The following is a 23878-nucleotide window of genomic DNA, read 5'->3' on the forward strand; positions in this document are numbered from 1 at the left end:
ATTTACTCTACCTCATCTTTAATATCTTTTAATGACACTGATAAAACTTGTGACACACCCGACTCTTGCATCACAACTCCATATAACTGATCTGCTTGTTGCATAGTTCCTCGTCTATGGGTTATCACGATAAATTGTGTATGCATATCATATTTTTGTAAAAACTGTGCAAAACGGCTAACATTGGCATCATCAAGAGCAGCCTCAACTTCATCAAGTACACAAAACGGTACCGGATTTATTTGTAACATTGCAAATAAAAGTGTGATTGCTGTTAAAGCTCTTTCACCACCAGATAATAAACTTAATCTTTGTAATTTCTTGCCAGGAGGTTGAGCAATAATTTCAATTCCTGTCTTAAGCAAATTATCAGGCTCGGTTAAAACTAATTTTGCATTCCCTCCCCCAAATACAATAGGGAAAATCTTAGTGAAATTCTCACTAGCTGCCGTAAAAGTTTCACTAAATCGAGTTTTAACTTCTATATCTAATTCATTCATTGACTGTTTTAAGTCTTCCCGAGCTTTTAATAAATCATCTTGCTGACCATGTAAAAACTCATAGCGACTTTTTACATCTTCGTATTCCTCAATAGAATTTAAGTTAACTGGACCTATATCTTCAAGTGACATTCGGTGCAATTTGACATTTTTCTTAAGATCAGCCCTATTTTCAGCATTATTTTCAAGCTTAGCTTGGTTTAATGCACCCTCATAAGTTAATGAATAATCTTCACTTAAAGTAGTCAATCTTTGGTCAATTTCAGTATTAAATTTAGCAATTTTTACAGAATATTCTTCTTGTTCTGTAGCAGCATTTTTTCGCAACTCATAGTTTCTTGTTGCAACCTGATCTAGTTGGGTTATCTGAGCATCGACTTGACCAAGATTAGAAGAGAGTGTTCGCAATTTTTTCTCTAATTGAATTTTTTCAGCTACTGCTGCTTTTTCTTGCTTTTGCAACTCAAGCCGTTTTTGTTCGGATAACTTATTATTTTTACCTAAACTAGATAATTTTTGCTTTAATTCTTCTAATTGTTTTTGACTGCTCTTTGATTGCTGCAACTTTTCTAATTCCTGATTGTGCAAATTCTCATATTTATTTGAAACAACCGCCAACTTCGGATCAAGATCTGAAAGTTTATTCTGAACTTCTTGATTAAGAGAATTAAAATTCTTAATCGAGTCTTGAATTTGTGCCATTTGCTGCTTTTCTTTATCAGCTTGAAGGGCTAACTCTTCTTTTCTATTACGGGCTTCTTCAATTTGGCTTTCAGTTGCTTTAATTTGCCCTATCCGTTCTTTAACTCGCGAATCAAATAAATTATTTGCATCAGAAAGTCTTTTAACCTCTTTTTCTTGGTTTTTATAAGAAAGCGCTACTTCTCCCAATTCTTGAGCAACTGCTTGTAACTCTTTATTAATTTGATTATATTTTTGAGTTAAATCTTCACTATCTTCAATAGCTACTTGAAGCATCTTTTGATCACTATTAAATTGCTTCTCAAGAGTTGTACTCTTATCTTTTAAACGATTAATTTCACTGGTTGTTTGAAGAGGTGAATTATTGCGCTGATTGCGCATCCCTCCGGTCATCGAACCCCCTGGTGAAATAATATCTCCATCTAAAGTTACAATTCGATAGCGTCCCAAACGTCTTGAAATTGCTAAAGCATTCTCAATATTATCAACTACTATTACACTACCTAATAAATAATTAATAGCTTCTGAAATATCATGTTTACTATTATTCTTTATCAGTTGACTTGCAATTCCTTTAAACCCTTTAAACGATTTTAAAGTTGTAATCGTTGAAGTAGGAATATTATATTGACGTAAACCATCTAATGGTAAAAAAGTAGCCCTACCAGCATGTGTTTGTTTTAATTTATTGATTGCATTTTTAGCACTAACACGGGAATCAGTTACTAAATCTTGAACACTGGAACCTAAAGCTGTTGTCATTGCAGCTTCATATTCCGCAGAAAAACTTATCAATTCACCAATCGCACCAATTACGCCTGGATAACTATCAAGATTATTTAAAATACTTCTTACCCCATAGTAATAGCCCTCATGGCGCTTTTGAATATTTACTAATGCTTCATAACGAGCAGTTATTTTTTGTAAATCAGTTCGCTCATTATTAACAGTCTTTCTTAAATTTCTCAGTCTATCTTCTGCATCTGACTTTTTAGAAAATAAATCGGTTAAACTTTTTTCTAAATTATCATGCTTAATTGTTAACTGTTTCCCACGATTTTTTAAAGCAGTTAATTCTTCACTGGATGTTTTTAATTGTTCAGAAACATCATTATTTTTATAACTTTGATCATCTCTAGTTTTCTTCAATTCAGATTCTAAATAAACTAGTTGATTGTTATTAGTGGTTTGATCCTGCAATAATTGAATATAGGTATTTCTTAAGTCTTCTAGTTTTTGCTCGAGAATAGCCGGATCGTCCTTCAATTGACCAAGTAAATTTTCACGCTTTTGTTTTAACTCATCTTGTTCAATAGATAATGACTCTTTAGTTTTAGAAATATCTGCAAGTTCATTATTCAATTGAGAAATTTGGCTAGTGAGTTCAGCTACTTGATTTTTATACTCATTTTTAGTTGCTTCATCAAATTGTTTAGACTGTTCAGTAACTTGTAAATTAGTATTTAATTTTGAAATTTCATCTGTTAATTTTAACAGTTGACTTTGAGCAGCTTCACGTTTTTCTTGAATTTCCTGATATTCTTGACGTTTTTCACTAACTGCTTGTTGAGAATCTTTAACTTCTTTATCTAACTTAGATAATAAAACCTGATTTTTAGTAGCGCTTTTTTGGATTTCAGCTTTTTTATTATCTAAATCTTCAATTTCAAAAGCTAATAAAGTCTTCAACTTTTGATCTAAGCCAGCTTTTTGAAATTTATATTCTTTAGCTAAAGAACTTTGTTCATGGAGTGGTTCAACTCGCTTTTCTAGTTCTTTTACTAAATCATTAATTCTAATAAGATTATCATTAGTACGTTCTAGTTCACGAGCTGCAGTTTCTTTTTGCTCCTTAAAATGAAGAACTCCAGCTGCTTCTTCAAAAATCACCCGTCTTTCTTCAGGACGAGAATTTAAAATTTGATCAACTCTACCTTGAGATATAATTGCTAAACTATTCTGCGAAATTCCCGAATCCAAAAATAATTCTCGAACATCCTTTAATCTTACGGGACGATTATTAATTAAATATTCACTATCTCCTGACCGTAAAATCTTTCTTGTTATTGAAACCTTATCTTGATTTGAAGCTAATTCGTGTTTTTTATTATCAAAAATCAAAGTAACAATTGCACGATTAAGCGGTTTACGGAACTCACTTCCGGCAAAAATCACATCTTTCATGTTACTTCCGCGTAGACTCTTAGCTCTTGTTTCTCCCATTGCCCAGCGAATAGCTTCAGTAATGTTGCTTTTACCACTTCCATTTGGTCCAACAACACCTGTAATTCCTGTATCAAAATGAATAGTTGTCTTTTCAGCAAATGATTTAAAACCATCAATAATTAATTCTGTTAATGGCACGTCGTCACCTTCCTACTCAAGTTTTTCAAGGGCGGCCTTAGCTGCTTCTTGTTCAGCAGCTTTTTTATTTTTACCTTCACCAGTTGATTGAACTTTATCATTGACTTTAAGCTCAACTACGAAGTGAGATGGTAATTGCGATTCTTCTAAAACAGTATACTCAATCTTAACTGGACCATCTTGTTGTAAAAATTCCTGCAAATCAGTTTTATAATCACGTGAAGCAGTAAATTCTCCTTGGTCAATTAATGGATAAACCGTTAAATGCAAAAAGTGTTGCACTGCCGGCATCCCTTGATCAAGAAACAATGCCCCATTAAAAGCTTCAAATACATCTTCAAGTAGCGTTTTACGATGACGAGCACCTGATTTTTCTTCACCGTTTCCTAAATTAATTTCATCTTGAAAACCACACTCAATAGCAAATTCAGAAAAGCCTTCAGTTCTAACAATGTTTGAACGAAGTCTAGTTAATTCACCTTCATTTAAATTAGGAAAATGACGATACAAATAATCAGAAACTGCTAATTCAAGGACAGCATCTCCTAAAAATTCTAGTTTTTCATAATTTCTAATTCCGTCGTTGGGATGCTCATTAGCATAAGAAGAATGAGTAAAAGCTTCTTCTAATAATTTTTTTGAATGGAATTTTATTCCATATTTTTCATTCAATTGTTTAATAAACTTTGTGCTTACCATAAGTTAACCTCCCATGTTTAACATTATACCAGTTTTACACGAATACTTATCTAATAATGGTGTAACACTACAAGAAAAAACAGGTTCGCTCATTTGAGCAACCTGCTTTATTTTTATTATTGTTATAAACCATTATTTGACATAGCCAACTTGACTCCAGAGTTTATTTTGTTGAGATGGTTTAGTTGAGTAACCAGTAAGCTTACTATTAACAGCTTGAATTTGATATGAATTATAAAGTGGAACAACATAAGCTTCATCATTCATGTATTGTTGCCATTCATGGAACTTCTCTACACGATACTTAGTATTAAAGGCTTTTTGTGAATCCATTTCTTTCAAAAGTTCATTATTCTTCTTAGTTACAAAACGCTCATAATTTGAAGAAGTATATTCTCCATACATTGAGTTTTGTGAAGGTTCAGAAGCTAAACTCCAAGCAGCTTGGAACATATCTACACCCGGATCATCATTTTGAACTTTATCATAGAACGAATTAAATTCTGTTAAACGTCCTCCAACAAGTGAAACATCTAATCCAATCTTATGCCATTGTTGTAAGTAGTTTTGAGCAATAGCTTCTGCATTTGGATTACCGCTCATTGCAGCAAACTTAATCTTAAGTGGCTTACCGTTAGGTTGCACACGCCATTTTCCCTTCTTCTTATAGCCGGCCTTATCAAGCAGTTGTTCAGCTTTCTTTAAGTTATAATTGTAACCTTTCACACTGCTATCATGATATTCACCAAAGCCTTTTGGAATCAAAGTATTAACTTTAAAGTTCAAACCATTAGTATAACGCTTATTAACCGCATCAACATTCATAGCATAGGCAATAGCTTGACGAAGAGATTTATTATTCATCTTAGAATTCTTATCCATGACATTTTTGCCAGCCTTAGCATCCCACTTACCAACTTTAAAGCCTAAGTAGCTATATTGTAATGGAACTTGAGCTACAAAGTTTACATCCTTAGTATCTTTAACTTGATCCCATTGAGAATTAACTACTTCGGCTATATCAAACTTGTGACTCTTAATAGCTTGTGAAGCTGAATCCTGTGATACAACTTGAATAGTAACTTTATTAAGTTTTGGCTTACCTCTCCAATAATATTTATTTGGAACATAAGATACAGATTGACCACGAACAATTTTAGAAACTTTAAATGGTCCAAAGTAAAGGGGCTTCTTTCTAATTTCATCGGAAGATTGAAGCTTATTAAATGGAACATTCTTTAAATAGTGGTATGGAGCAGCGCTTTCCCAAAAGTAACCATTACCACTAAATTTCATACCTGGCTTTAATTCCTTGTAGTGAATTACAATAGTTCTACCATTTTCACCATCTGGCATTTCAATACCAGAAATAGAACTAGCCTTACCTTCATGGTATTCTTTCATACCTTCAATTTCTTCAAATTGACTGCTATATCTTTGAGCATTAGTCTTTTTATTTGCTAAGATTTCATATGGATATTCCAAATCTTTGGCATTAACTTGCTTACCATCAGACCATTTAACACCCTTTTTAACAGTGATAGTAACAGTTTTATTTTGACGATCCATCTTCATAGTTGCTGGACCTTTGTCATTAATTTGGTAATGGTCATCAGTATCAAAAAGTGATTCTGATGCTGGAGCTGCTACTTGTGAGTCGTAAGCTGAGGTAGCTAATTCATCTGAGAAGATACCTGTAAATGGAGTATCAGTTTCAAGAGCAACATTTACAGAACCACCTTGTTTAACTGCCTTTTTAGGTGTTGAGGATGGAAACTTCTTAGCATCATTTGCGCCTGAATTACTATTTTGTCCACTCTTACCACAAGCTACAAGTGCTAAAGCTGCAGCAGCTACTACACCAACTGAGCCTAATAATTTAGATTTTTTCATATTAAGTCCCCCGTTTTTAAAAAACAAGTCTTTAAGTTTCTAAAATTAATTTAATAATTAAATATTATCACTTTTTATGAGAAAATCAACGCTTTCATGAAAAATATTTTAATTTTATTATTATATTAAGATTACCAACATGTAAAAAAGCCCTCTATTATTGCTAATAGAAGACTTTTTATAGTTTTTAATAATTTTAATTTTGACGCTGTCTTGCATCCCCAGCACGTTGAAGTGCACGTCCTACATAGTTAATACTTAAAGAAATCACTAACAGTAATATTGTTGCTGGGAGCCACAACCATGGACGATTAATAACATTAACTGGATCGTTAGCAAATCCAATCAAAGTTCCAAGGGATGGAGTTGTAGTTGGTAACCCATAGCCCAAGAATGATAATGAAGTTTCAATACCAATATTACCTGCAACTGTTAAAACCGCATCGATAATAATCATTGATGTAATATTAGGTAATACTTCTCTAAACATAATCTTAAGATCACTTGAGCCAGAAGTCTTAGATGCTAAAACATAATCACGATCTCTTTGAGATAAAATAAATGATCTGTAATAACGTGCAGTTGTTGTCCAGCCAAACATTGCAATCAACCATACTAAAGTTACCGCATTATAGTTTGGAATAACTGTAGTTAAAACAATGATAATCGGCATCATTGGCAAAATTTGGACGAAATCAACTATTCTCATAATAATTGAATCTACAATTCCACCATAATATCCTGATACCAATCCTACAACTAAACCGACAACTTCAGTAATCACAGTAATTGAGAAACCGATTAAGATAGAGTTCCTACCACCCATCATGAGCAGTTTCATAATATCGCGTCCACCATCATCAGTTCCGAGTAAGTGACCGCCTTCACCCCAGCCATAGTAAGCATCTACAATATTAATTTCAGTAATTTGCGCCTTGTTTAAAAATAGTGATCCACCAAAAGTAAACAATAAAATTAAAACAATTAAGATAAATGCAACTAAAGCTGTTTTATCACGAACAATTTCTCTAACTACTACTTTAAATCCAGAAGGTGGAAGAGATGCTTTTGGCTTATCACTTTTAACTTCTTGATTCTTTTTAGCTTCGTTTTTATCAGCCATTTTTTCTCTCCCTCCCTATTGGATTCTAATACGTGGGTCAATGATACTCATGATAATATCTGACAACAAGTTACCAATTAATGTCAAAATACCAAAAATAAGGATTAATGCTGTCAAAGTAGTGTAGTCACGCTGTCCAATAGAATCAAGGAACAACTTACCCATACCAGGATAACTAAAAACAGTTTCAATAATCATTGAACCGCTAAGAAGACCGGTGATTGTATTACCAAAAAAGGCTGCAATTGGCAAAAGTGAGTTTCTTAAAATATGCTTATGGAAAACTATTTTTTCTGGAACTCCTTTACTACGAGCAGTTCTTACATAATCTTCAACTTTATTATCAACAATTCCAGTTCTCAAATATTGCACAATTGTTGTAGTAGTAATTGCCGCATACAGAATAGCTGGTAAAATCATGTGGTCTAAACGACTAAATAAGATTCCCCAAAAGCCAGATGCATTAGCCGATACAGAACCTGAAATTGGGAACCAACCTAAAGTAAATCCAAATAACCAAAGACCTAAAATATAAAATACAAAACCAGGTACAGCGAAAGTAATATAATTAAAAATTTGAACTGCCGTATCTTGCCATTGATCTTGATGACGACCAGCTGTAATTCCCATAGGAATAGCAATCGCATAAGTTAAAATAGTAGTTAAAAGTGATAACCAAAAAGTATTAACCGCACGATCAGCTATCAATGAACTTACAGGAACATGTTGAATATAACTTGTTCCTAAATCTCCATGGAATAGATTACCTACCCATCTGCAATATTGAACCCAAACTGGGTCGTTTAACCCAGCAGCTTGTCTCAAAGCTGCAATTTGTTTAGGGTCAGTATTAGGATTGATTGATCCGCTAAATGGGTCACCTGGCATCATCTTAGCAAGTAAGAAGACTAAGATACTCAAAATAATCAATTGAGGGATCATAATCAACAAACGTCTCAGGATTGTTTTCCACATATTTATTCACCCTCTCTTTCTTCTAACTTAGCTTCTTGAATTTCATCTTTTGGTACTGCTACAAAATGATTAGGAGTAATTTCTTGAAGAGGAAATACTCGACCATTTTTGTCATACCATTTACTCTGGTTTTCTTCAAATTCTTTTTCAACCTGCTGACGATGTTTTTTATGTTCAGCACGTTTAGCAACATCAACTACTGGGATTGCTGACAAAAGTCGCTTAGTATAAATATGAATAGGATGCTTATAGATTTCTTTTCTGCTCCCTAATTCTACTAATCGTCCGCGGTGCATAATTGCTAGGTTTTCTGACATATGCTTTACCACGCCTAAATCATGGGAAATAAATAGGTAAGCAATATTATACTGCTGTTGAATATGCTTCATAAAGTTTAAAACTTGTGCTTGAACTGATAAATCCAAAGCACTTGTTGGTTCATCAGCAACAATTAATTTAGGATTTGTAGCAACTGCACGTGCAACTCCGATTCTTTGACGCTGACCACCAGAAAATTCATGTGGATATTTATAAATCGCATCGCTTGGCATACCTACAATATCCAGTAATTCTTGCACACGGTCTCGTTCTTGGTCTGTAGTTAAATTTTCAAAATTTCGAATTGGCTCTGCAATAATATCTTCAATTCTTTTTCTTGGATTTAAACTAGACATCGAATCCTGAAAAATCATTTGAACATCTTTATTGTAATTTAGCTTCTTACGATTAGAAGCCTTGGTAACATCCATTCCTTTATAAATAATTTGACCACTGGTAACTTTTTCAACTCCAACAATTGCTTTACCTGTAGTTGATTTACCCGAACCAGATTCTCCAATAAGACCGTAAGTTTCACCTTCATTGATTGAGAAATTTACTCCGTCAACTGCACGAACATAGTCGGTAATTCTATTCCAGAATCCAGAACGGATAGGGTAATAGACTTTTAAATCTTTTATTTGAATTATTTCTTTAGCCATAAACTACTCCCCGCTTACCGCTTTAACTTCCGTTTTTGAATTTACATCATTTTCAAAATGAAAATCTTTCCAGCAAGTACATCTTACCCAGTGACCTGGTGCAACTTCATGAACAGTTGGTTCTTTTTCATGCGCACTCTCAGGAATCCAAGGAATTCTTGCAGCAAATCTATCTCCTGTACGTGGCATATTCTTAAGAGAGGGTACCGTACCGTGAATCACATGCAGGTCTTCGCTTTCATCATCTGATTGTGGCATTGAATTCAACAAAGAACGAGTATATGGATGGAGTGGATTTTCAAAAATAGTCTTAACATCAGCTTTTTCAACAATTTGACCTGCATACATCACTGCTACTTGATCGGCTGTTTCAGCAACAACTCCTAAATCATGAGTAATTAAAATAATTCCAGAGTGAGTTTGTTTCTGAATATCTTCTAGCAAGTCTAAAATTTGAGCTTGGATGGTAACATCTAACGCTGTAGTTGGTTCATCAGCAATAATAATTTCAGGCTTACATGCAATAGCCATTGCAATTACAACACGCTGACGCAAGCCACCAGACAACTCATGAGGATACATCTCATACATTTCTTCTGGTCGAGGCATTCCAACTTGATTAAACAATTCAATAACACGGCTATGGCGCTGACTTTCATTCATATCAGTATGATAATAGAGGGTTTCAGCAACTTGATCTCCAACTTTCATTAAGGGATTTAAACTTGCCAACGGATCCTGAAAAATCATTCCAATTTTGTCACCACGAATTTTATTAAAAAGTGACTCATTCAATCCTACTAAGTTCAATTCATTATAAAGAATATCACCAGTAACTTTTGTATTTTTATGATCATATAAGCCGATTATACTGGAAGCAATAGTACTTTTTCCGCAACCTGACTCACCTACAATGGCCAATATTTCATCACGTTTGAGTGTTAGATTAACATCATCTGCAGCGTCATAAAACGTACCTTGTAAACGGTAGGCCGTATGCAGATGTTGAATATCTAGCAAGAGATCGCTCTGTTTATCCAAAGTTCCTTCCCCCATTTCAAAACCAATTCTTTATTAAAAGACAATTAATAATTTTAATTTATTTTCTAATTATAAACACAAAACCGGTCTCATGCAAATTGAGAACCGGTTTTTTTATAAAATTATTCTTGATGAGCCTTGATATAAGCGACTGCATCACCAACTGTTTTAATTTTTTCAGCATCTTCATCTGGAATTTCTGAACCAAATTCATCTTCAAGTTGAAGAATAAACTCAACCAAATCAATTGAATCAGCATCCAAGTCTTCATTGAAATTAGTTTCTTTTGTGATTGAAGCTTGATCCACTTCAAAGTTATCTGCAATCATTCCAGCAATTTTATTAAAAATTTCTTCTTCTGTCATTTTTTACTCCTTATTTTGAAAATTCTTCCCTGAATTTATCGATTAATTTTTCATCTAAAATTTTATCAATTTGTTTAAGAGTATAGTAAATTGGACGCTCATCTGATCTACCATGAGTTTTAACAACTGGTGCATCAATTCCCATCAAAACAGCACCACCATGAACAGCAGTGTCATATTTATGACGAATGTCATTAATTGCATTTTTAATGAGAAGTGCTCCAAGTTTAGTTACCATTCCATTGTTAAGCAAGCTATCTTTTAATGAATGAAGTAGAACACTTGACATCCCTTCTACACTCTTTAAAGCAATATTACCAGAAAATCCATCACTTGCAACTACATCTGCTTTACCCGTCATGATTTCATTTCCTTCAATATTGCCTATAAAATTCAAATCACTCTCTTCTAACAATTTATAAGCTTCTTGATGAAGTTCATCTCCTTTATCACTTTCTGCTCCATTATTTAATAAAGCAACTTTAGGATTCTTAACTCCACGCACTTTTTCAGCGTAGTAACTAGCCATTTGAGCCCATTGGAGAATATATTCGGGCTTAGATTTTGCATTTGCACCAACATCAATAATATTAAAACCGTGATCATTTTGAGTTGGCAAAGTTGGCATCAACCCGGGACGCTTAATTCCTTTAATTCGTCCAATAATAAAAATCCCGCATGCCAAAAGCGCACCAGTATTTCCCATTGAAAATAAAGCATCTGCTTTACCATCTTTAACATAATTAGCAGCTACAACCATTGAAGAATTTTTTTTACTTCTAATTGCTCTAACAGGTTCATCTTCATCATTAATTACTTCAGTGGTAGGAACAACTTCTAATTGATTATTTATTTTATCTGCTGGTAAAAGCTTACGAAGCTCTTCTTTATCTCCAAATAAAATAAATTTAGTATCTGGAAGTTCATCTCTAACTTTTAAGACAGCGTCAATTACTGCCTTAGGAGCATTTTCTCCTCCCATTGCATCAATCGCTATTTTTTTCATATTTTTTCTCTTCTAACTTCTATTTTTTTGTTTTAATTGATTATAATCGAGTATCTGCTTAAGTGCAAAATGTTCTGCCTCAATAAGCTTTGGATCATGCTTAACTACATTCTTAGCAACTTCCTGAGCAACAACTAAGGTATTGTAATTGTTTACTACATTTCCTACTTGAAATTCTGGCAAACCAGATTGAGCTTTTCCAAATAAGTCACCTTCACCACGCATTTTAAGATCTTCTTCAGCAAGCTTAAAACCATTAGTGGTCGAAGCGATAATTTTCATGCGAGCTTTTCCTGAATCAGTCTTAGGATCAGCTAAAAAGACACAATAACTTTGTGTTTGTCCTCGACCAATTCTTCCTCGCAATTGATGAAGCTGGCTCAAGCCGAATCTATCGGCATTATAAATAACCATCATATTGGCATTAGGAACATCAACCCCAACTTCAATAACACTAGTAGCGACAAGAATATTTATCTTTCCTAAAGAAAAATCAGACATAATTTTATCTTTTTGGACGCCAGACATTTGTCCATGAAGTAAAACAACATTTTGCTCAGGAAAATCATGCTTAATTTTTGCAAAAATTTCTTCAGCATTACGCAAATCAAGATTTTCAGATTCCTTAATTAAAGGAGTAACTATATAAACTTGAAAACCTGCATTCAATTGCTGTTTCATTTTACTATAAACTTCATCCATTTGAGTGCTTGTTTTCCAAGCTGAAATGATTGGTTTGCGACCATTAGGCAAATGACGAATTTCTGAAACAGCCATTTCACCATAAACTGTTAAAGCTAAAGTTCTTGGAATTGGAGTTGCTGTCATTGCTAAAACATCAGGAGCAAGTCCTTTATTAATCAAACTCTTGCGTTGGCCAACCCCAAAACGGTGTTGTTCATCAATTATAACTAAGCCTAAATCTTTAAAAATTACATTATCTTGAATTAAAGCATGAGTACCAATTACTACATTAATGGTACCATCCTCTAATTCTTTATATATTTCTCGCTTTTCCAAAGTCTTTGTTGTTCCAGTTAAAAGAGCCACACGCACTCCTAAAGGGCGAAGAAGTTCATCAATTTTTTTAAAATGCTGAGTTGCTAAAATCTCAGTAGGAACCATTAATGCAACTTGAAAGCCAGCAGTAATAGCTGCATATATTGCATAAACTGCGACAACTGTCTTACCTGATCCCACATCACCTTGCAAAAGACGTTGCATTTGAAAATCTGAATGCATATCAGCAAATATTTCATTTACAACATGCTTTTGGTCATCGGAAAGTTCAAACGGCAAAGAATGTGTTAATTTAGCAATCTCAGTTAAATTATATTTTTTTGCAATCCCTTGTGCATTATTGGGATTAGAATTAGATAGCAATGCTAATTGCATTTGAAAAACAAAGAATTCCCGAAAAATTGCACTTCTTTTAGCCAATTCAGCCATGTGCCCATTATTTGGATGATGCATTCCCTTAATAATTTCTTGATCGGACATCAATCGGTATTTTTTTCTAATTTCAATTGGCACAATATCAACTAATTCATCCAAATATTCATCAATTGCAGAATTAATTAATTTTTGTAATGTTTTTTGATGAATATTTTTATTTACTGGGTAAATCGGTGCCATGCCACTATCATTTTCTTTAGCTGCAACGAACTTGAATCCTGATAAACTTTGTTTAGCGATGTTATATTTACCGTAAACTGCCACTTCTTGACCAATTTCAATTTTAGATTTTAGCCAAGGCTGATTAAAAAAATTGACCATGACAATATCATGGTCAATTCTCAATTTAAAGCTTAGGCGACTTTTTTTATAGCCAAAGCGACTTACATAGGCTTCTGTAGCTACAATTCCTTTTAACATTACCTTTTGACCATCCATGATCTGGTCTAACGGCAGTGTTTCTAAATCATCATAACGAAAAGGAAAATAAAATAATAAGTCATAAATACTATAAATTCCTAAACTGCCAAGAGCAGCAGCTGTTTTTGTTCCTACGCCTTTTAAATCGGTAACAGGAGCAAACAGTGCATTATTACTCATTTTTATTCAACTGAAACTAAGAAATTGTAGACTGGTTGACCACCATCATGAATTTCAAATTCTAAGTCATCATGACTATCTTCAAGCTGAGCCACAACTTCTTCTGCCTCGCTCTTATTTGAATCACGACCATACATGATGGTAATAATTTCTGAATCTTCATCAAGCATTTTTTCAATCATTTGAACAGTAGTCTTAATAAGATCAGGATTATCAACTTTAATATTACCATCCACAATACCTAAGTAATCATTATTGTGAATTTCAATATCATCAATTACAGTGTCACGGTTAGCTTGAGTTACTTCACCTGAAATTACTGAATCCAAATCTTCAGTCATCATTTCAACATTTTCATCAACACTACTATCTGGATCAAATGAAAGCATTGCTGTCAAACCTTGTGAAATAGTCTTAGTAGGAACAATTCCAACAGGAATGTCACTTACTTCAGCTGCTTGTTTAGCTGCCATAATGATATTACCGTTGTTTGGTAAAATAATAGCCTTCTTAGCACCGCTCTTCTTAATAGCTTCAACAATATCACCAGCTGAAGGATTCATTGTTTGACCACCAGAAATTATGCGGTTAACTCCTTCACTTTCAAATAACTTGCGGATACCATTACCAGAAGCTACTGCAATTACTGCAAAATCAACACTTTCTTGTTTATCTTCATCACTTTCGACAATAGTTTCATGTTGAATACGCATATTATCAATCTTGATTTTACCAAGTTGACCAAATTGACTACCATATTGGAAAACATCGCCAGGGTGTTCTGTATGAACATGGACTTTAGCTACTTCACCATCTGACACAGCTAAAAGCGAATCGCCTAGTTCAGATAAGTGCTTTCTAAATTCTTCAAGTTCAAACTGCTTCTTATTAGGAACATCGGCAGTTAAATCAACCATAATTTCAGTACAGTAACCATTGATAATATCTTCAGTTGCTAGTTGACTTTGAACTGATGATTGATGGTGCATTGCGTTGATCATCTCATCCATTTCACTTTCATCTGGTTGATATTGATCTGCAAAGTTTTCACCAAGAAGTCCTTCTAAAAATCCTTCGTAAATAAATAGTAATCCTTGACCACCAGAGTCAACTACACCAACTTGCTTTAATACTGGAAGTAAGTCAGGAGTAGTCTTTAATGCCTTTTTAGCGCCTTCAACAATCGCCTTCATTACAGCTTCAACATCTTCAGTTTCACTAGCTTTATTAGCACCTTCTTGAGCAGCGATACGAGCAACAGTTAAGATAGTACCTTCTACTGGTTTCATAACTGCTTTATAAGCAGTTGCAACCCCATTAGTAAAAGCATTAGCTAATTCTTGAGCATTTAAAGTTTTCATACCTTGGGTAGCTTTATAAATCCCACGGAAAAGCTGAGAAGTTATAACACCACTATTACCGCGAGCTCCCATTAACATTCCTTTAGCTAAACTTTCAGTTAAATCTCCTACACTATCACTTGGATTTTCACTGACTGCCTTTGCGCCGCTTTCAATAGTTAAATTCATGTTGGTACCAGTATCCCCATCAGGAACAGGAAAAACATTGAGAGAGTTAACAAACTCTGCATTTTTACCCATTCTATGAGTGGCTACACGAACCATATCTCTAAATTGTTTACTATCTATTTCTTTTAAAACCAATATTCTTAAACCTCCGCTCGCGTTATTCGTCAAGTACCTTTACGCTTTGTACAATGACATTAACAGCTTCTGTGTCAATTCCAAGTTGATTCTTTAAGTTAAATTTCACACTACCTTGAACGTTGCGACTAACTTCTGAAAGTTTCAAGCCGTAGCCTACAATAATGTAAACATCAACTGTAATTTTATTATCTTCTGACTTAACAACAACGCCGCGCTTATAGTTGGCACGATTAAGAATTCCATCGAAACCATCCCGAATAGCATTTTTTGAAGCCATTCCAACAACGCCGTAATTAGACGTAGCTGCACTACCAACAACAGTTGCAATTACTCCGTTTGAAATATCTATCAAACCATCTTTTGTTTTGATTTTAACAGCCATGTTTGTCCTCCGTCTCATTGTTCTTAATATACGCATTTATTTTATCATAGTAATTGACTTCGCGCTTATTAAAAAGTAGTCATTTATAAAAAATAGTTTTTCAGGTTGAATTAAACCTCAACATATGCTATCGTAATAAAGTATGAAAACACATAAAGGAGGTTTAGCAAATGGCAAAAGATTTTGTAACAGGTAAGAAGACCACTTTCGGTAACAAGCGTTCACACTCATTGAACTCAACTCGTCGTGCTTGGAAGCCAAACCTTCAAAAAGTTCGCATTCTTGTTGACGGTAAGCCAAAGCGCGTTTGGGTTTCAACCAAGACTTTGAAGTCTGGTAAAGTTACTCGTGCCTAATAGACCATGAAGCTTGTTAGAATTCAGTTCTAGCAGGTTTTTTTATTTTCAATAATTTATATAAAAAGGACATCTATTGTAGTTAGATGTCCTTTTTACTATCGCTCAATATTATGATGCATATCATCATCTGGAATTTCATCAGCCATACGCTCATCAAGTGGAGTATAAGCGTAGTCTGTAATCATCTCACTAAGCTTTGTAGGCATTCCTAAATCAGCTTGTAAGATGTTGGTATCATCGCCAGCAATGCTAGCAATTCGCTTATGCTTTTTCTTATCAAAAATATGCACTCTATTTTTGTGCATGTAATTATCTACGTTTTGTTTTGCACGGCTAAGACGAGCTTCATAACGGCCATTATCGAAATCAGCGATATCTTTTTCAAAATCTGTATACTTCATTTTATCGACCTTCTTTTCTAGCTTAACATTCATCTTTATTCTACTAGTATTTAGCAAAAATAAAAAAGAATTTGAACATAAAATCCAAATTCTTTAAATATTATAAAAACGATCAATATCCTTAGACAAAATTACTGCAACCGTTCCATTTTTAAAAGATAAGTTAAAATTATCTTTATTTGGTAAAAATTCATTTGATGAAAATACACGAGGATATTTTCCATTATAATTTGCTAAATCATAGCGAGCTCCGCTAATATTCAAATTTTGAATTTCTGTTAAAGTCATTACACCAAAATAAGGATACTGCTTTATTTTACTTATTTCAAAACTCCCTGGACAATAAAATCTAATATAATTTTGCTTATCTATAATTCTGATTCTAGAAGCAAACAGATTTATCTGGGGGTTAAGTATCATTAGTAAATTTACTAAAAAATGATCGATTCTACCTCCTGTAGCCCCAAAGATATTTAATTCATCAATTTGATAATCTTCAAAAGCAATCTGAAGCATTAATTCAGAATCAGTTAAATCTTTAACCGGATTAGAATAGCGGATATCTGGAACTAAGGTTTCTAATTGCTGCAATTCTTTCTTTTTTAATGAATCAAAATCACCAATAGCTACGTCAGGAATAATTCCTAACTCTTGCAAAAGAAGTGCACCTCGATCAACACCTAAAACTATATCTGCAGCTTGAAGCTGACTTACTAAGTCATCAGGCCATTCTTCTTTTGGTCCTCCTAATAAAGCTGTTGCTTTCATTTGAGGACATCTCTTAAATGGTTAACTTGAGTAGCAATATCCCCATTTTTGAAGATGTAGGACCCTGCTACAAAAACTTCAGCTCCTGCGTTTTTAGCAAGCTTAGCAGTTTTCGAATCAATTCCGCCATCTACTTCAATTGGGACACGTTTATTAACTTCATTTAAAATTTCACGAGCTTTAGCAATTCTCACAACAGAATCTGGAATAAATTTTTGACCACCAAAACCAGGATAAACTGTCATTAATAAAACTTGATCTAATTTCGATGCAAAACTTTTTATCACTTCTACTGGAGTGTCGGGGTTTAATACTAGACCTGCTTTTACTCCATTAGAGGCTAAATAATCTAACCAATAATTTAATTTTTCTTCATCCATTGCTTCATAATGAAGTTCAATCATATCAGCACCTGCTTTTACAAAAGCGGGCACTAACACATCAGGTTTATCACTCATTAAATGAATTTCAGCATCTGTCATTGGAAAACAACACTTAAAATCACTAACAAGTTCTGGTCCAAAAGATAAATTAGGAACAAAATGGGCATCCATAATATCAATATGGAAACGTCCAATTCCAGCTTCAACTGCCTTTGTTATGTCTTTTTTTAAATTTAAGTTATCTGCATTTAAAATTGAGGGTGCAATTATCATAAAATTTTCTCCAATTATTTCAAATATTCAGGAATTCTGCCTTCACTAATTTCTGTTCTCATAGCTAAATAATCATCATAACGACTTTGAGCAATTTTTCCTTCTTCAAGTAATTTTTTAACTTCACAACCTGGTTCTTGTAAATGCTGACAACCTCTGAATTTACATTTAACACTTGCTTTTTTAAATTCAACAAAATAATTGCAAAGTTCATTTATTTTAATTGGGGTTAAATCAATTGATGAAAATCCTGGTGTATCAGCTAAAAAACCTTCTCCTAATTTAAATAGTTTTACAGCCCTAGTTGTATGTTTACCACGATTTAAACTCATAGAAATTTCGCCAGTCTCTTGATTGGCATCTTCTTTTAGCTTATTTAATAAGGTAGATTTTCCAGCTCCTGATTGACCTGCTAATGTCCAAATTTGCCCCTTTTTGATTTGATCAGGAATTTTTTGAATATCCTTTTCATTATCAAAAACTTGGTACCCGATCTCACGATAATATTTTAACTCTTTTTGAATAGTTGCTAATTTATCAGCAGGAAGTAAATCTCCTTTTGATAAATAAATAGTTACAGCAACTTTTTGCCAAGAGAAAAATGTTAGGAATCTATCTAACAGCTGCAAAGAAAAATCTGGCTGAACAGCAGAAATTACCAAAAGAACATGACTAACATTTGCAACAGCAGGACGACCAATACGATTAACTCGAGGCAAGATTTGTACTAAATATCCTATCCCCTTCTCATCAATCTTAACTTCAACGTGATCCCCTACTGCCGGCTTTTGTTTTTTCTGTCTAAAAGCTCCTCGTGCTCTAGTTCTTATAATTTCTCCATTATCCAATTCAACATCGTAAAAGCCTGCAATTAAACTGATAACAGTTCCTTCAGCTTGCTTTGTCATTTAGTCACCTTTTCACTTAATACTGTTTGACCATCTCTTACAACACGTAATTCACCATTATTATTTTTTAAAGTAAATGGAATTGAAAAATTAGTGTCGCGTTTTATATAAAGATCTCGATAAATATTACTTATAGAATGGTCATCATCTTGAATATAGATCTGAACATGATTACCTTTATTGTTATCTTCTTTTTCGGCTTCATTGTCAGATTTTTCATCTTTACCAGAATTTGGCGCTTCATAATTTACAGTAAAATTCTTAGTTACTACAATATTTTCCTTTGCTTTTTCTTTAGCACCTTTAGAAACAACAATAGTCACAGTTGAACCTTTTTCAATTTCCGTGCCAGCACTTGGATTCATTGAAATTACCATATTCTTTTCTACATCATCAGAATACTTTTCTGCAATTTGAAGAGTCAAATCATTTTCTTTTGCGTAATCTTGTGCACTCTTTAAAGAATAATTCTTTAAATTTTTAAGCTTAACCATTTGTTTCTTAGGACGTGTTTCTGGCTCTGGCTTTCCTTTAGACACAACTAAAGTAATTGTTGTCTGCTTAGGCTTAACTTCCACATCTGCAGCGATACTTTGACTAAGTACTTGATCTGGCGGAACTTCTTCTGAAAATTGAGTTTCTTTGACAACTTCAAAGCCCATTTTTTCTAATTTTGCTTCAGCTTGCAAATAACTTTGTCCTGTAACGTCTGGAACTTTTACCATTCCAGCTCCATTAGAAATCACTAGATCAATTTCTTTACCTTTTGAAACTGATCTTCCAGAGTTAGGTTTAGTTTTAATTACTCGACCAGCATCAATGCTATCTGATCTTTGATGAGAAATTTTTCCAAGTTCAAGCCCTGCTTTTTCGAGTTTTTGTTTTGCTGTTTCTTCAGTCATATTAGTAACATCTGGGATTCTAATATTAGGATTATCTTTACTACTTAAAGCAAAAATCATCACAAAAACTATTAAAACAGCAGCCAAACTCATAAAAATCCACCACCACTTATGCTTTTTTAGTGATTGCCAAAAGCCTGGTCTATTTGAATCTCCATCTGCATCATCTCCATTATCTTTTGGATCATCTGGAGGTGTTTTATTGCCATCATCATTATCGCTAAATTTTGGCAACACTATCGTTTCATCATTATTAAAACCATGATCCGGCACAAACTCGGCTTCATTTCTTCGACTAGCATCTAAACTAGTATCAAGGTCTGCCTTCATTTCTTGAGCTGTTTTATAACGATCTCGTGGGTCTTTAGCAGTTGCTTTTAAAACAACATTTTCTAAAGCCTGCGGTACTTCAGGGTCTTTTTTGCGAATAGATGGAATTGCTTCTTGAGCATGTTTTAAAGCAATTGAAACTGGAGTATCACCATTAAAAGGTACCTTTCCTGTAATCAACTCATACAAGATAATACCTAAGGAATAAATATCTGATTGTTTAGTTACCAAACCACCTCGAGTTTGTTCAGGAGACATATAGTGTACTGACCCCATTACAGAATTAGTTTGAGTAACTGAACTTTGATTGAGTGCTACGGCAATTCCAAAATCTGCGATTTTAATATTTCCACGTTTATCCATCAAAATATTCTGTGGTTTTAAGTCACGGTGAATTACATTATGCTTATGAGCCAAAGTCATTGCACTTAAAATTTGATCCATTATGCGAATAACTTCATGCAGATCAAGAGGAGAATTTTCTAAAATATAATCCTTTAAGTCTGGTCCATCTACATATTCCATCACCATATAAGGCAAGCCATTGTCAGTTCCCACATCAAGAACTGACACGATATTGGGATGACTTAATTCGCTAGTTGCCAAAGCTTCTCGCTGAAAACGAGCTAAAGTTTGCGATTCCTTTTGTAAGTCTAATCGTAAAACTTTAACTGCAACTTTTCGCTGCAAAATTATATCTTCTGCCAAATATACATTGGCCATTCCACCTTCGCCCAAGGTATCAATGATTCGATAACGTTCGCCAAGCAAATAACCCTTATCGATCATTTACTTTCGTCCTCCTTGTTCCAAATTAGACAAACGGTAATATTATCACCACCACCTAATCTATTAGCTTCATTGATTAACTTATTACAACGATCTTGCAAGCTTAAATCTCTAGTTGCCAAAATTTGCTGGATCTGAGGATCACTTAATGAATTAGTTAATCCATCAGTACATAACAAAATAATATCATTGGCATGAAGATCAATCTCACAAAATTCGGGATCAATAGTGCTTGATACTCCTAAAGCTTGGGTAATAATATTTTTTTGCGGATGATGTTTAGCCTGTTCTTTAGTAATTTGTCCCATTTTTACCAATTCATTAACTAAAGAATGATCTTCTGTTAATTGGACAAAATTTCCATCAGCATAACTATAAGCCCTTGAATCACCTAAGTGAGCAATTAAAGCTGTATCTTTAAAGGCAAATGCTAAAACTATTGTGGTCCCCATCCCATTTAAATCAGGAAAACGATCGGCAGTTTTTAAGATCGTTTCATTTTCAGAATTTAATTGAACATCTAACCATTTATGAGCTAAAACTGCATCTTTAAAATCGGTCATTTTAAAATTATGGCCTAAATGACTCACTGCCATTGTAGATGCCACGTCGCCACCTTGATGACCGCCCATACCATCACACACAATTGCCAATGTTACGTCACTTTTATTTTTAAAAACTTGTACAAAGTCCTGATTGCTCTCTCGTATTCTTCCAATACTTGAGGCATATGCTGTTTTAATCAAAATCTAACCTCGCAATTTAAACTTGGCTATAAAGAAGCCATCACTACCATAGCTATCTGGTAAAATTTTTAACATTCCTGTTTTGGATGCTACTTTTTCTAACTTAAATGGAGCCAATTCAAAATCGGGATGTCTTTGTAAAAACTTTTCTACCACTTCTTCATCTTCTTCAACAGAAATAGTGCAAGTTGAATACACTAACTCGCCTTCTTTTTTCAGAAGTGGAGCAATAGAATCCAATATATCTAATTGGATTTTTTGTAAATTAAGTAAATCATCCAATTTTTTCGAATATCTAATTTCAGGCTTTCTTCTAAGAAGCCCTAATCCTGAACATGGTGCATCTACTAGTATTCTATCAAATTGTTGCTTTGAAAAGTATTCATGCGCTTTGCGAGCATCTACACCTTTGGTAGTTACTCTTTCATTTACACCCATTCTTTGAGCATTTTGACGCACTAATTTTAACTTCTTTTCATGGATGTCTAATGCAGTTACACTACCTTCATTTAATTTTTCAGCAATTTGAATAGTCTTGCCCCCCGGAGCACTGCAAGCATCTAATACTTTTTCATTACCATTAATGTCAAAAACATCTGCCACTAAGCTAGCTGCTTCATCTTGAATTGTCAAAGCTCCATTTTTAAATAAGTCAGTGTCAATTATTCCACCATGACTTAAAATCACATCATGACTAGATAAACTAGAATATTCTGGGTCAAACCCTATTTTTTTCAATTCAATAAAAGTTTTCTTTTGATCTACTAAGCTAGATAAACGAACACTATTTTTAGCATTTTCATTAAAACTAGCCAAAATGCTCTCTGTTCGTTTTTTACCCCAGTTTTTAACAAAATATTCCACTAACCAAATTGGCATACTTTCTTTCACGCTTATATACTTAAGGCTATCTTTTGGACTAGGTAAAATTTCACCTCTGCGTGTCAATGCTCGTAAAATACCATTAACTAATCTAAAGCCTGATGAATGATGCTTTCCAAATTGTTTAGCTAGTTTATTTGCTTCATCTAAAATTGCTCGATTAGGTACTTTATCTAAGAAAAAAATCTGATATGCCGACATTAACAGAAGTGGCATAATATATTTTTCTGTGATTTTAGTTTTTATTAAACCTTTAAATTGATATTCTAGATAAATTTTATATTGTATAGTTCCATAAACTAATTTTGTAGCTAAGTTTTGATCAGCTTGTGAAAGGTGCGAATTTTTCAAGCTGTTATTCAAACTGATATTTGAATATGAACCATCTTCTAACACACGAATTAAAGTATTAAGCGCTATTGAACGCGCAGTCTTAGTCGTCGACAATTTTTTCTCCTATCGTAAACTTGCTACCTTGACCATTTAAGAAATTCTTAACTGGCATTCTTTTCTTTCCAGCAGGTTGGAGCTCAAGTAAATTAAGAACCGTTCCGTTAGCAAAGCTAATAGCAAATCTGTCTTTATTATCTACTAAACTTCCTGCTTCTAAGTCAGTCTTATCAGAAGCTACTTCTGCTTTCCAAACTTTAAGTCGCTTATTATCCACAATCATATAAGCGCCTGGATCTGGATTAAGTCCACGAAGCAAATTATTAGCTTCTTGGGCAGTCATTTTAGTAGTAATTTGTTCTTGAGACTTTTTAATATTTGGTGAAAATACAACTTCAGCTTCATTTTGAGGGATTTTTTCTGCACTTCCATCTTCGATTTTAGGTAAAGTTTCTAATAAAAGATCGCGACCTAAATAAGATAGCTTTTCAAAAATTGTTCCTGCAGTATCCTCTTCTTCTATATCGATAGCCTTTTGAGCGTACATATCACCAGCATCCATTTTCTTGACCATTTCCATGATAGTTACTCCAGTTTGCTTATCACCATTAATTAGTGAATATTGAATTGGAGCTCCACCACGATATTTTGGTAAAAGAGAGCCATGAACATTGACTGCTGCAATTTTTACTGAATTTAAAAATTTCGTTGGTAAAAATTGACCGTAAGCTGCAGTAACAATAAAATCAGCATTCATTTTAATTAATTCATTCATTTCATCTGAACCAGATAGTTTAGCTGGCTGATATACTGGAATATTTAATTTTTCTGCAGCAATTTTAGCAGGTGTTTTAGTAATTTTTTGTTTACGCCCTACCTTTTTATCAGGTTGTGTAACTACTGCTTTTACATCGTAGCCTTTATTAACTAGTCCTTCCAAAACTGGAACAGCAAAGTTAGGTGTTCCCATAAAAATTATTGATGTCATAATTTTC

Annotated in this window: 21 protein-coding genes; 1 reads left to right on the plus strand and 20 read right to left on the minus strand. The window is 33.8% G+C overall.

Features of this window, described 5'->3' with window-relative positions:
* Window positions 1–2 precede the first annotated feature (2 nt).
* From smc to FOD82_RS05425, 12 genes are all read right to left on the minus strand, one after another.
* Window positions 3–3566, minus strand: coding sequence for a chromosome segregation protein SMC (gene smc / locus FOD82_RS05370; RefSeq protein WP_144355453.1), 3564 nt, complete (start codon window positions 3564–3566; stop codon window positions 3–5).
* Between the two features lie 12 nt (window positions 3567–3578).
* Window positions 3579–4265 carry a ribonuclease III gene (gene rnc, locus FOD82_RS05375; RefSeq protein WP_144355454.1) on the minus strand — a complete coding sequence of 229 codons (687 nt, stop codon included), beginning with the start codon at window positions 4263–4265 and terminating at the stop codon, window positions 3579–3581.
* A gap of 132 nt (window positions 4266–4397) precedes the next feature.
* Window positions 4398–6158, minus strand: coding sequence for an oligopeptide ABC transporter substrate-binding protein (locus FOD82_RS05380; protein WP_144355455.1), 1761 nt, complete (start codon window positions 6156–6158; stop codon window positions 4398–4400).
* Window positions 6159–6354: 196 nt separating this feature from the next.
* Entirely contained in the window at window positions 6355–7281 is a 927-nt protein-coding gene (locus FOD82_RS05385; protein WP_144355456.1) for an ABC transporter permease, read from the minus strand.
* A gap of 15 nt (window positions 7282–7296) precedes the next feature.
* Window positions 7297–8256, minus strand: coding sequence for an oligopeptide ABC transporter permease (gene opp4B, locus FOD82_RS05390; RefSeq protein WP_144355457.1), 960 nt, complete (start codon window positions 8254–8256; stop codon window positions 7297–7299).
* 2 nt (window positions 8257–8258) lie between these two features.
* The gene (locus tag FOD82_RS05395) at window positions 8259–9236 is read right to left on the minus strand and encodes an ABC transporter ATP-binding protein (protein WP_144355458.1); all 978 of its coding nucleotides are present in this window, start codon (window positions 9234–9236) and stop codon (window positions 8259–8261) included.
* A gap of 3 nt (window positions 9237–9239) precedes the next feature.
* The gene (locus tag FOD82_RS05400; RefSeq protein WP_144355459.1) at window positions 9240–10277 is read right to left on the minus strand and encodes an ABC transporter ATP-binding protein; all 1038 of its coding nucleotides are present in this window, start codon (window positions 10275–10277) and stop codon (window positions 9240–9242) included.
* Window positions 10278–10399: 122 nt separating this feature from the next.
* Window positions 10400–10642 carry an acyl carrier protein gene (gene acpP / locus FOD82_RS05405; RefSeq protein ID WP_144355460.1) on the minus strand — a complete coding sequence of 81 codons (243 nt, stop codon included), beginning with the start codon at window positions 10640–10642 and terminating at the stop codon, window positions 10400–10402.
* 10 nt (window positions 10643–10652) lie between these two features.
* Window positions 10653–11648: a phosphate acyltransferase PlsX gene (gene plsX / locus FOD82_RS05410; RefSeq protein ID WP_144355461.1), complete on the minus strand. Its 996-nt coding sequence runs from the start codon at window positions 11646–11648 to the stop codon at window positions 10653–10655.
* A 12-nt stretch (window positions 11649–11660) separates the two neighbouring features.
* The gene (gene recG, locus FOD82_RS05415) at window positions 11661–13703 is read right to left on the minus strand and encodes an ATP-dependent DNA helicase RecG (protein WP_144355462.1); all 2043 of its coding nucleotides are present in this window, start codon (window positions 13701–13703) and stop codon (window positions 11661–11663) included.
* Between the two features lie 2 nt (window positions 13704–13705).
* Window positions 13706–15367 carry a DAK2 domain-containing protein gene (locus FOD82_RS05420; RefSeq protein ID WP_144355463.1) on the minus strand — a complete coding sequence of 554 codons (1662 nt, stop codon included), beginning with the start codon at window positions 15365–15367 and terminating at the stop codon, window positions 13706–13708.
* A 22-nt stretch (window positions 15368–15389) separates the two neighbouring features.
* Window positions 15390–15752: an Asp23/Gls24 family envelope stress response protein gene (locus FOD82_RS05425; protein ID WP_144355464.1), complete on the minus strand. Its 363-nt coding sequence runs from the start codon at window positions 15750–15752 to the stop codon at window positions 15390–15392.
* A gap of 170 nt (window positions 15753–15922) precedes the next feature.
* Between FOD82_RS05425 and rpmB the strand changes: the two genes are divergently transcribed.
* Complete coding sequence (gene rpmB / locus FOD82_RS05430) at window positions 15923–16108, plus strand: 50S ribosomal protein L28 (RefSeq protein WP_144355465.1); 186 nt, start codon at window positions 15923–15925, stop codon at window positions 16106–16108.
* Between the two features lie 98 nt (window positions 16109–16206).
* On the opposite strand, the gene FOD82_RS05435 is transcribed toward rpmB, so the two are convergent.
* The 8 genes from FOD82_RS05435 to fmt form a co-directional block, all read right to left on the minus strand.
* Window positions 16207–16512 carry a hypothetical protein gene (locus tag FOD82_RS05435; protein WP_186277715.1) on the minus strand — a complete coding sequence of 102 codons (306 nt, stop codon included), beginning with the start codon at window positions 16510–16512 and terminating at the stop codon, window positions 16207–16209.
* A 93-nt stretch (window positions 16513–16605) separates the two neighbouring features.
* Window positions 16606–17280, minus strand: coding sequence for a thiamine diphosphokinase (locus tag FOD82_RS05440; protein ID WP_144355466.1), 675 nt, complete (start codon window positions 17278–17280; stop codon window positions 16606–16608).
* Window positions 17277–17936, minus strand: a complete 660-nt coding sequence (gene rpe / locus FOD82_RS05445; protein WP_144355467.1) for a ribulose-phosphate 3-epimerase — start codon at window positions 17934–17936, stop codon at window positions 17277–17279. The genes FOD82_RS05440 and rpe overlap by 4 nt, the downstream gene beginning before the upstream one ends.
* A 14-nt stretch (window positions 17937–17950) precedes the next feature.
* Window positions 17951–18844 (minus strand): ribosome small subunit-dependent GTPase A, encoded by an 894-nt coding sequence (rsgA, locus tag FOD82_RS05450; RefSeq protein WP_144355468.1) that lies wholly within the window; start codon window positions 18842–18844, stop codon window positions 17951–17953.
* Window positions 18841–20865, minus strand: coding sequence for a Stk1 family PASTA domain-containing Ser/Thr kinase (gene pknB, locus FOD82_RS05455; protein ID WP_144355469.1), 2025 nt, complete (start codon window positions 20863–20865; stop codon window positions 18841–18843). Before pknB ends, rsgA begins: the two co-directional genes overlap by 4 nt.
* Entirely contained in the window at window positions 20862–21611 is a 750-nt protein-coding gene (locus tag FOD82_RS05460) for a Stp1/IreP family PP2C-type Ser/Thr phosphatase (RefSeq protein ID WP_144355470.1), read from the minus strand. Before FOD82_RS05460 ends, pknB begins: the two co-directional genes overlap by 4 nt.
* 3 nt (window positions 21612–21614) lie before the next feature.
* Complete coding sequence (gene rsmB / locus FOD82_RS05465) at window positions 21615–22940, minus strand: 16S rRNA (cytosine(967)-C(5))-methyltransferase RsmB (RefSeq protein ID WP_144355471.1); 1326 nt, start codon at window positions 22938–22940, stop codon at window positions 21615–21617.
* Window positions 22927–23871, minus strand: coding sequence for a methionyl-tRNA formyltransferase (gene fmt, locus FOD82_RS05470; RefSeq protein ID WP_144355472.1), 945 nt, complete (start codon window positions 23869–23871; stop codon window positions 22927–22929). The genes rsmB and fmt overlap by 14 nt, the downstream gene beginning before the upstream one ends.
* Between the last annotated feature and the right edge of the window lie 7 nt (window positions 23872–23878).

Origin of the sequence: Lactobacillus sp. LL6 (assembly GCF_007570935.1) — a bacterium.
In the GTDB taxonomy this organism is placed as follows: domain Bacteria; phylum Bacillota; class Bacilli; order Lactobacillales; family Lactobacillaceae; genus Lactobacillus.

What these genes read in the sequence shown, in the direction of transcription:
- rnc (WP_144355454.1), bottom strand. Translation starts at nt 4,265, where the DNA reads ATGGTAAGCACAAAGTTTATTAAACAATTGAATGAAAAATATGGAATA.
- FOD82_RS05380 (WP_144355455.1), bottom strand. Translation starts at nt 6,158, where the DNA reads ATGAAAAAATCTAAATTATTAGGCTCAGTTGGTGTAGTAGCTGCTGCA.
- FOD82_RS05385 (WP_144355456.1), bottom strand. Translation starts at nt 7,281, where the DNA reads ATGGCTGATAAAAACGAAGCTAAAAAGAATCAAGAAGTTAAAAGTGAT.
- opp4B (WP_144355457.1), bottom strand. Translation starts at nt 8,256, where the DNA reads ATGTGGAAAACAATCCTGAGACGTTTGTTGATTATGATCCCTCAATTG.
- FOD82_RS05395 (WP_144355458.1), bottom strand. Translation starts at nt 9,236, where the DNA reads ATGGCTAAAGAAATAATTCAAATAAAAGATTTAAAAGTCTATTACCCT.
- acpP (WP_144355460.1), bottom strand. Translation starts at nt 10,642, where the DNA reads ATGACAGAAGAAGAAATTTTTAATAAAATTGCTGGAATGATTGCAGAT.
- plsX (WP_144355461.1), bottom strand. Translation starts at nt 11,648, where the DNA reads ATGAAAAAAATAGCGATTGATGCAATGGGAGGAGAAAATGCTCCTAAG.
- recG (WP_144355462.1), bottom strand. Translation starts at nt 13,703, where the DNA reads ATGAGTAATAATGCACTGTTTGCTCCTGTTACCGATTTAAAAGGCGTA.
- FOD82_RS05425 (WP_144355464.1), bottom strand. Translation starts at nt 15,752, where the DNA reads ATGGCTGTTAAAATCAAAACAAAAGATGGTTTGATAGATATTTCAAAC.
- rpmB (WP_144355465.1), top strand. Translation starts at nt 15,923, where the DNA reads ATGGCAAAAGATTTTGTAACAGGTAAGAAGACCACTTTCGGTAACAAG.
- FOD82_RS05435 (WP_186277715.1), bottom strand. Translation starts at nt 16,512, where the DNA reads ATGAAGTATACAGATTTTGAAAAAGATATCGCTGATTTCGATAATGGC.
- FOD82_RS05440 (WP_144355466.1), bottom strand. Translation starts at nt 17,280, where the DNA reads ATGAAAGCAACAGCTTTATTAGGAGGACCAAAAGAAGAATGGCCTGAT.
- rpe (WP_144355467.1), bottom strand. Translation starts at nt 17,936, where the DNA reads ATGATAATTGCACCCTCAATTTTAAATGCAGATAACTTAAATTTAAAA.
- rsgA (WP_144355468.1), bottom strand. Translation starts at nt 18,844, where the DNA reads ATGACAAAGCAAGCTGAAGGAACTGTTATCAGTTTAATTGCAGGCTTT.
- pknB (WP_144355469.1), bottom strand. Translation starts at nt 20,865, where the DNA reads ATGATCGATAAGGGTTATTTGCTTGGCGAACGTTATCGAATCATTGAT.
- fmt (WP_144355472.1), bottom strand. Translation starts at nt 23,871, where the DNA reads ATGACATCAATAATTTTTATGGGAACACCTAACTTTGCTGTTCCAGTT.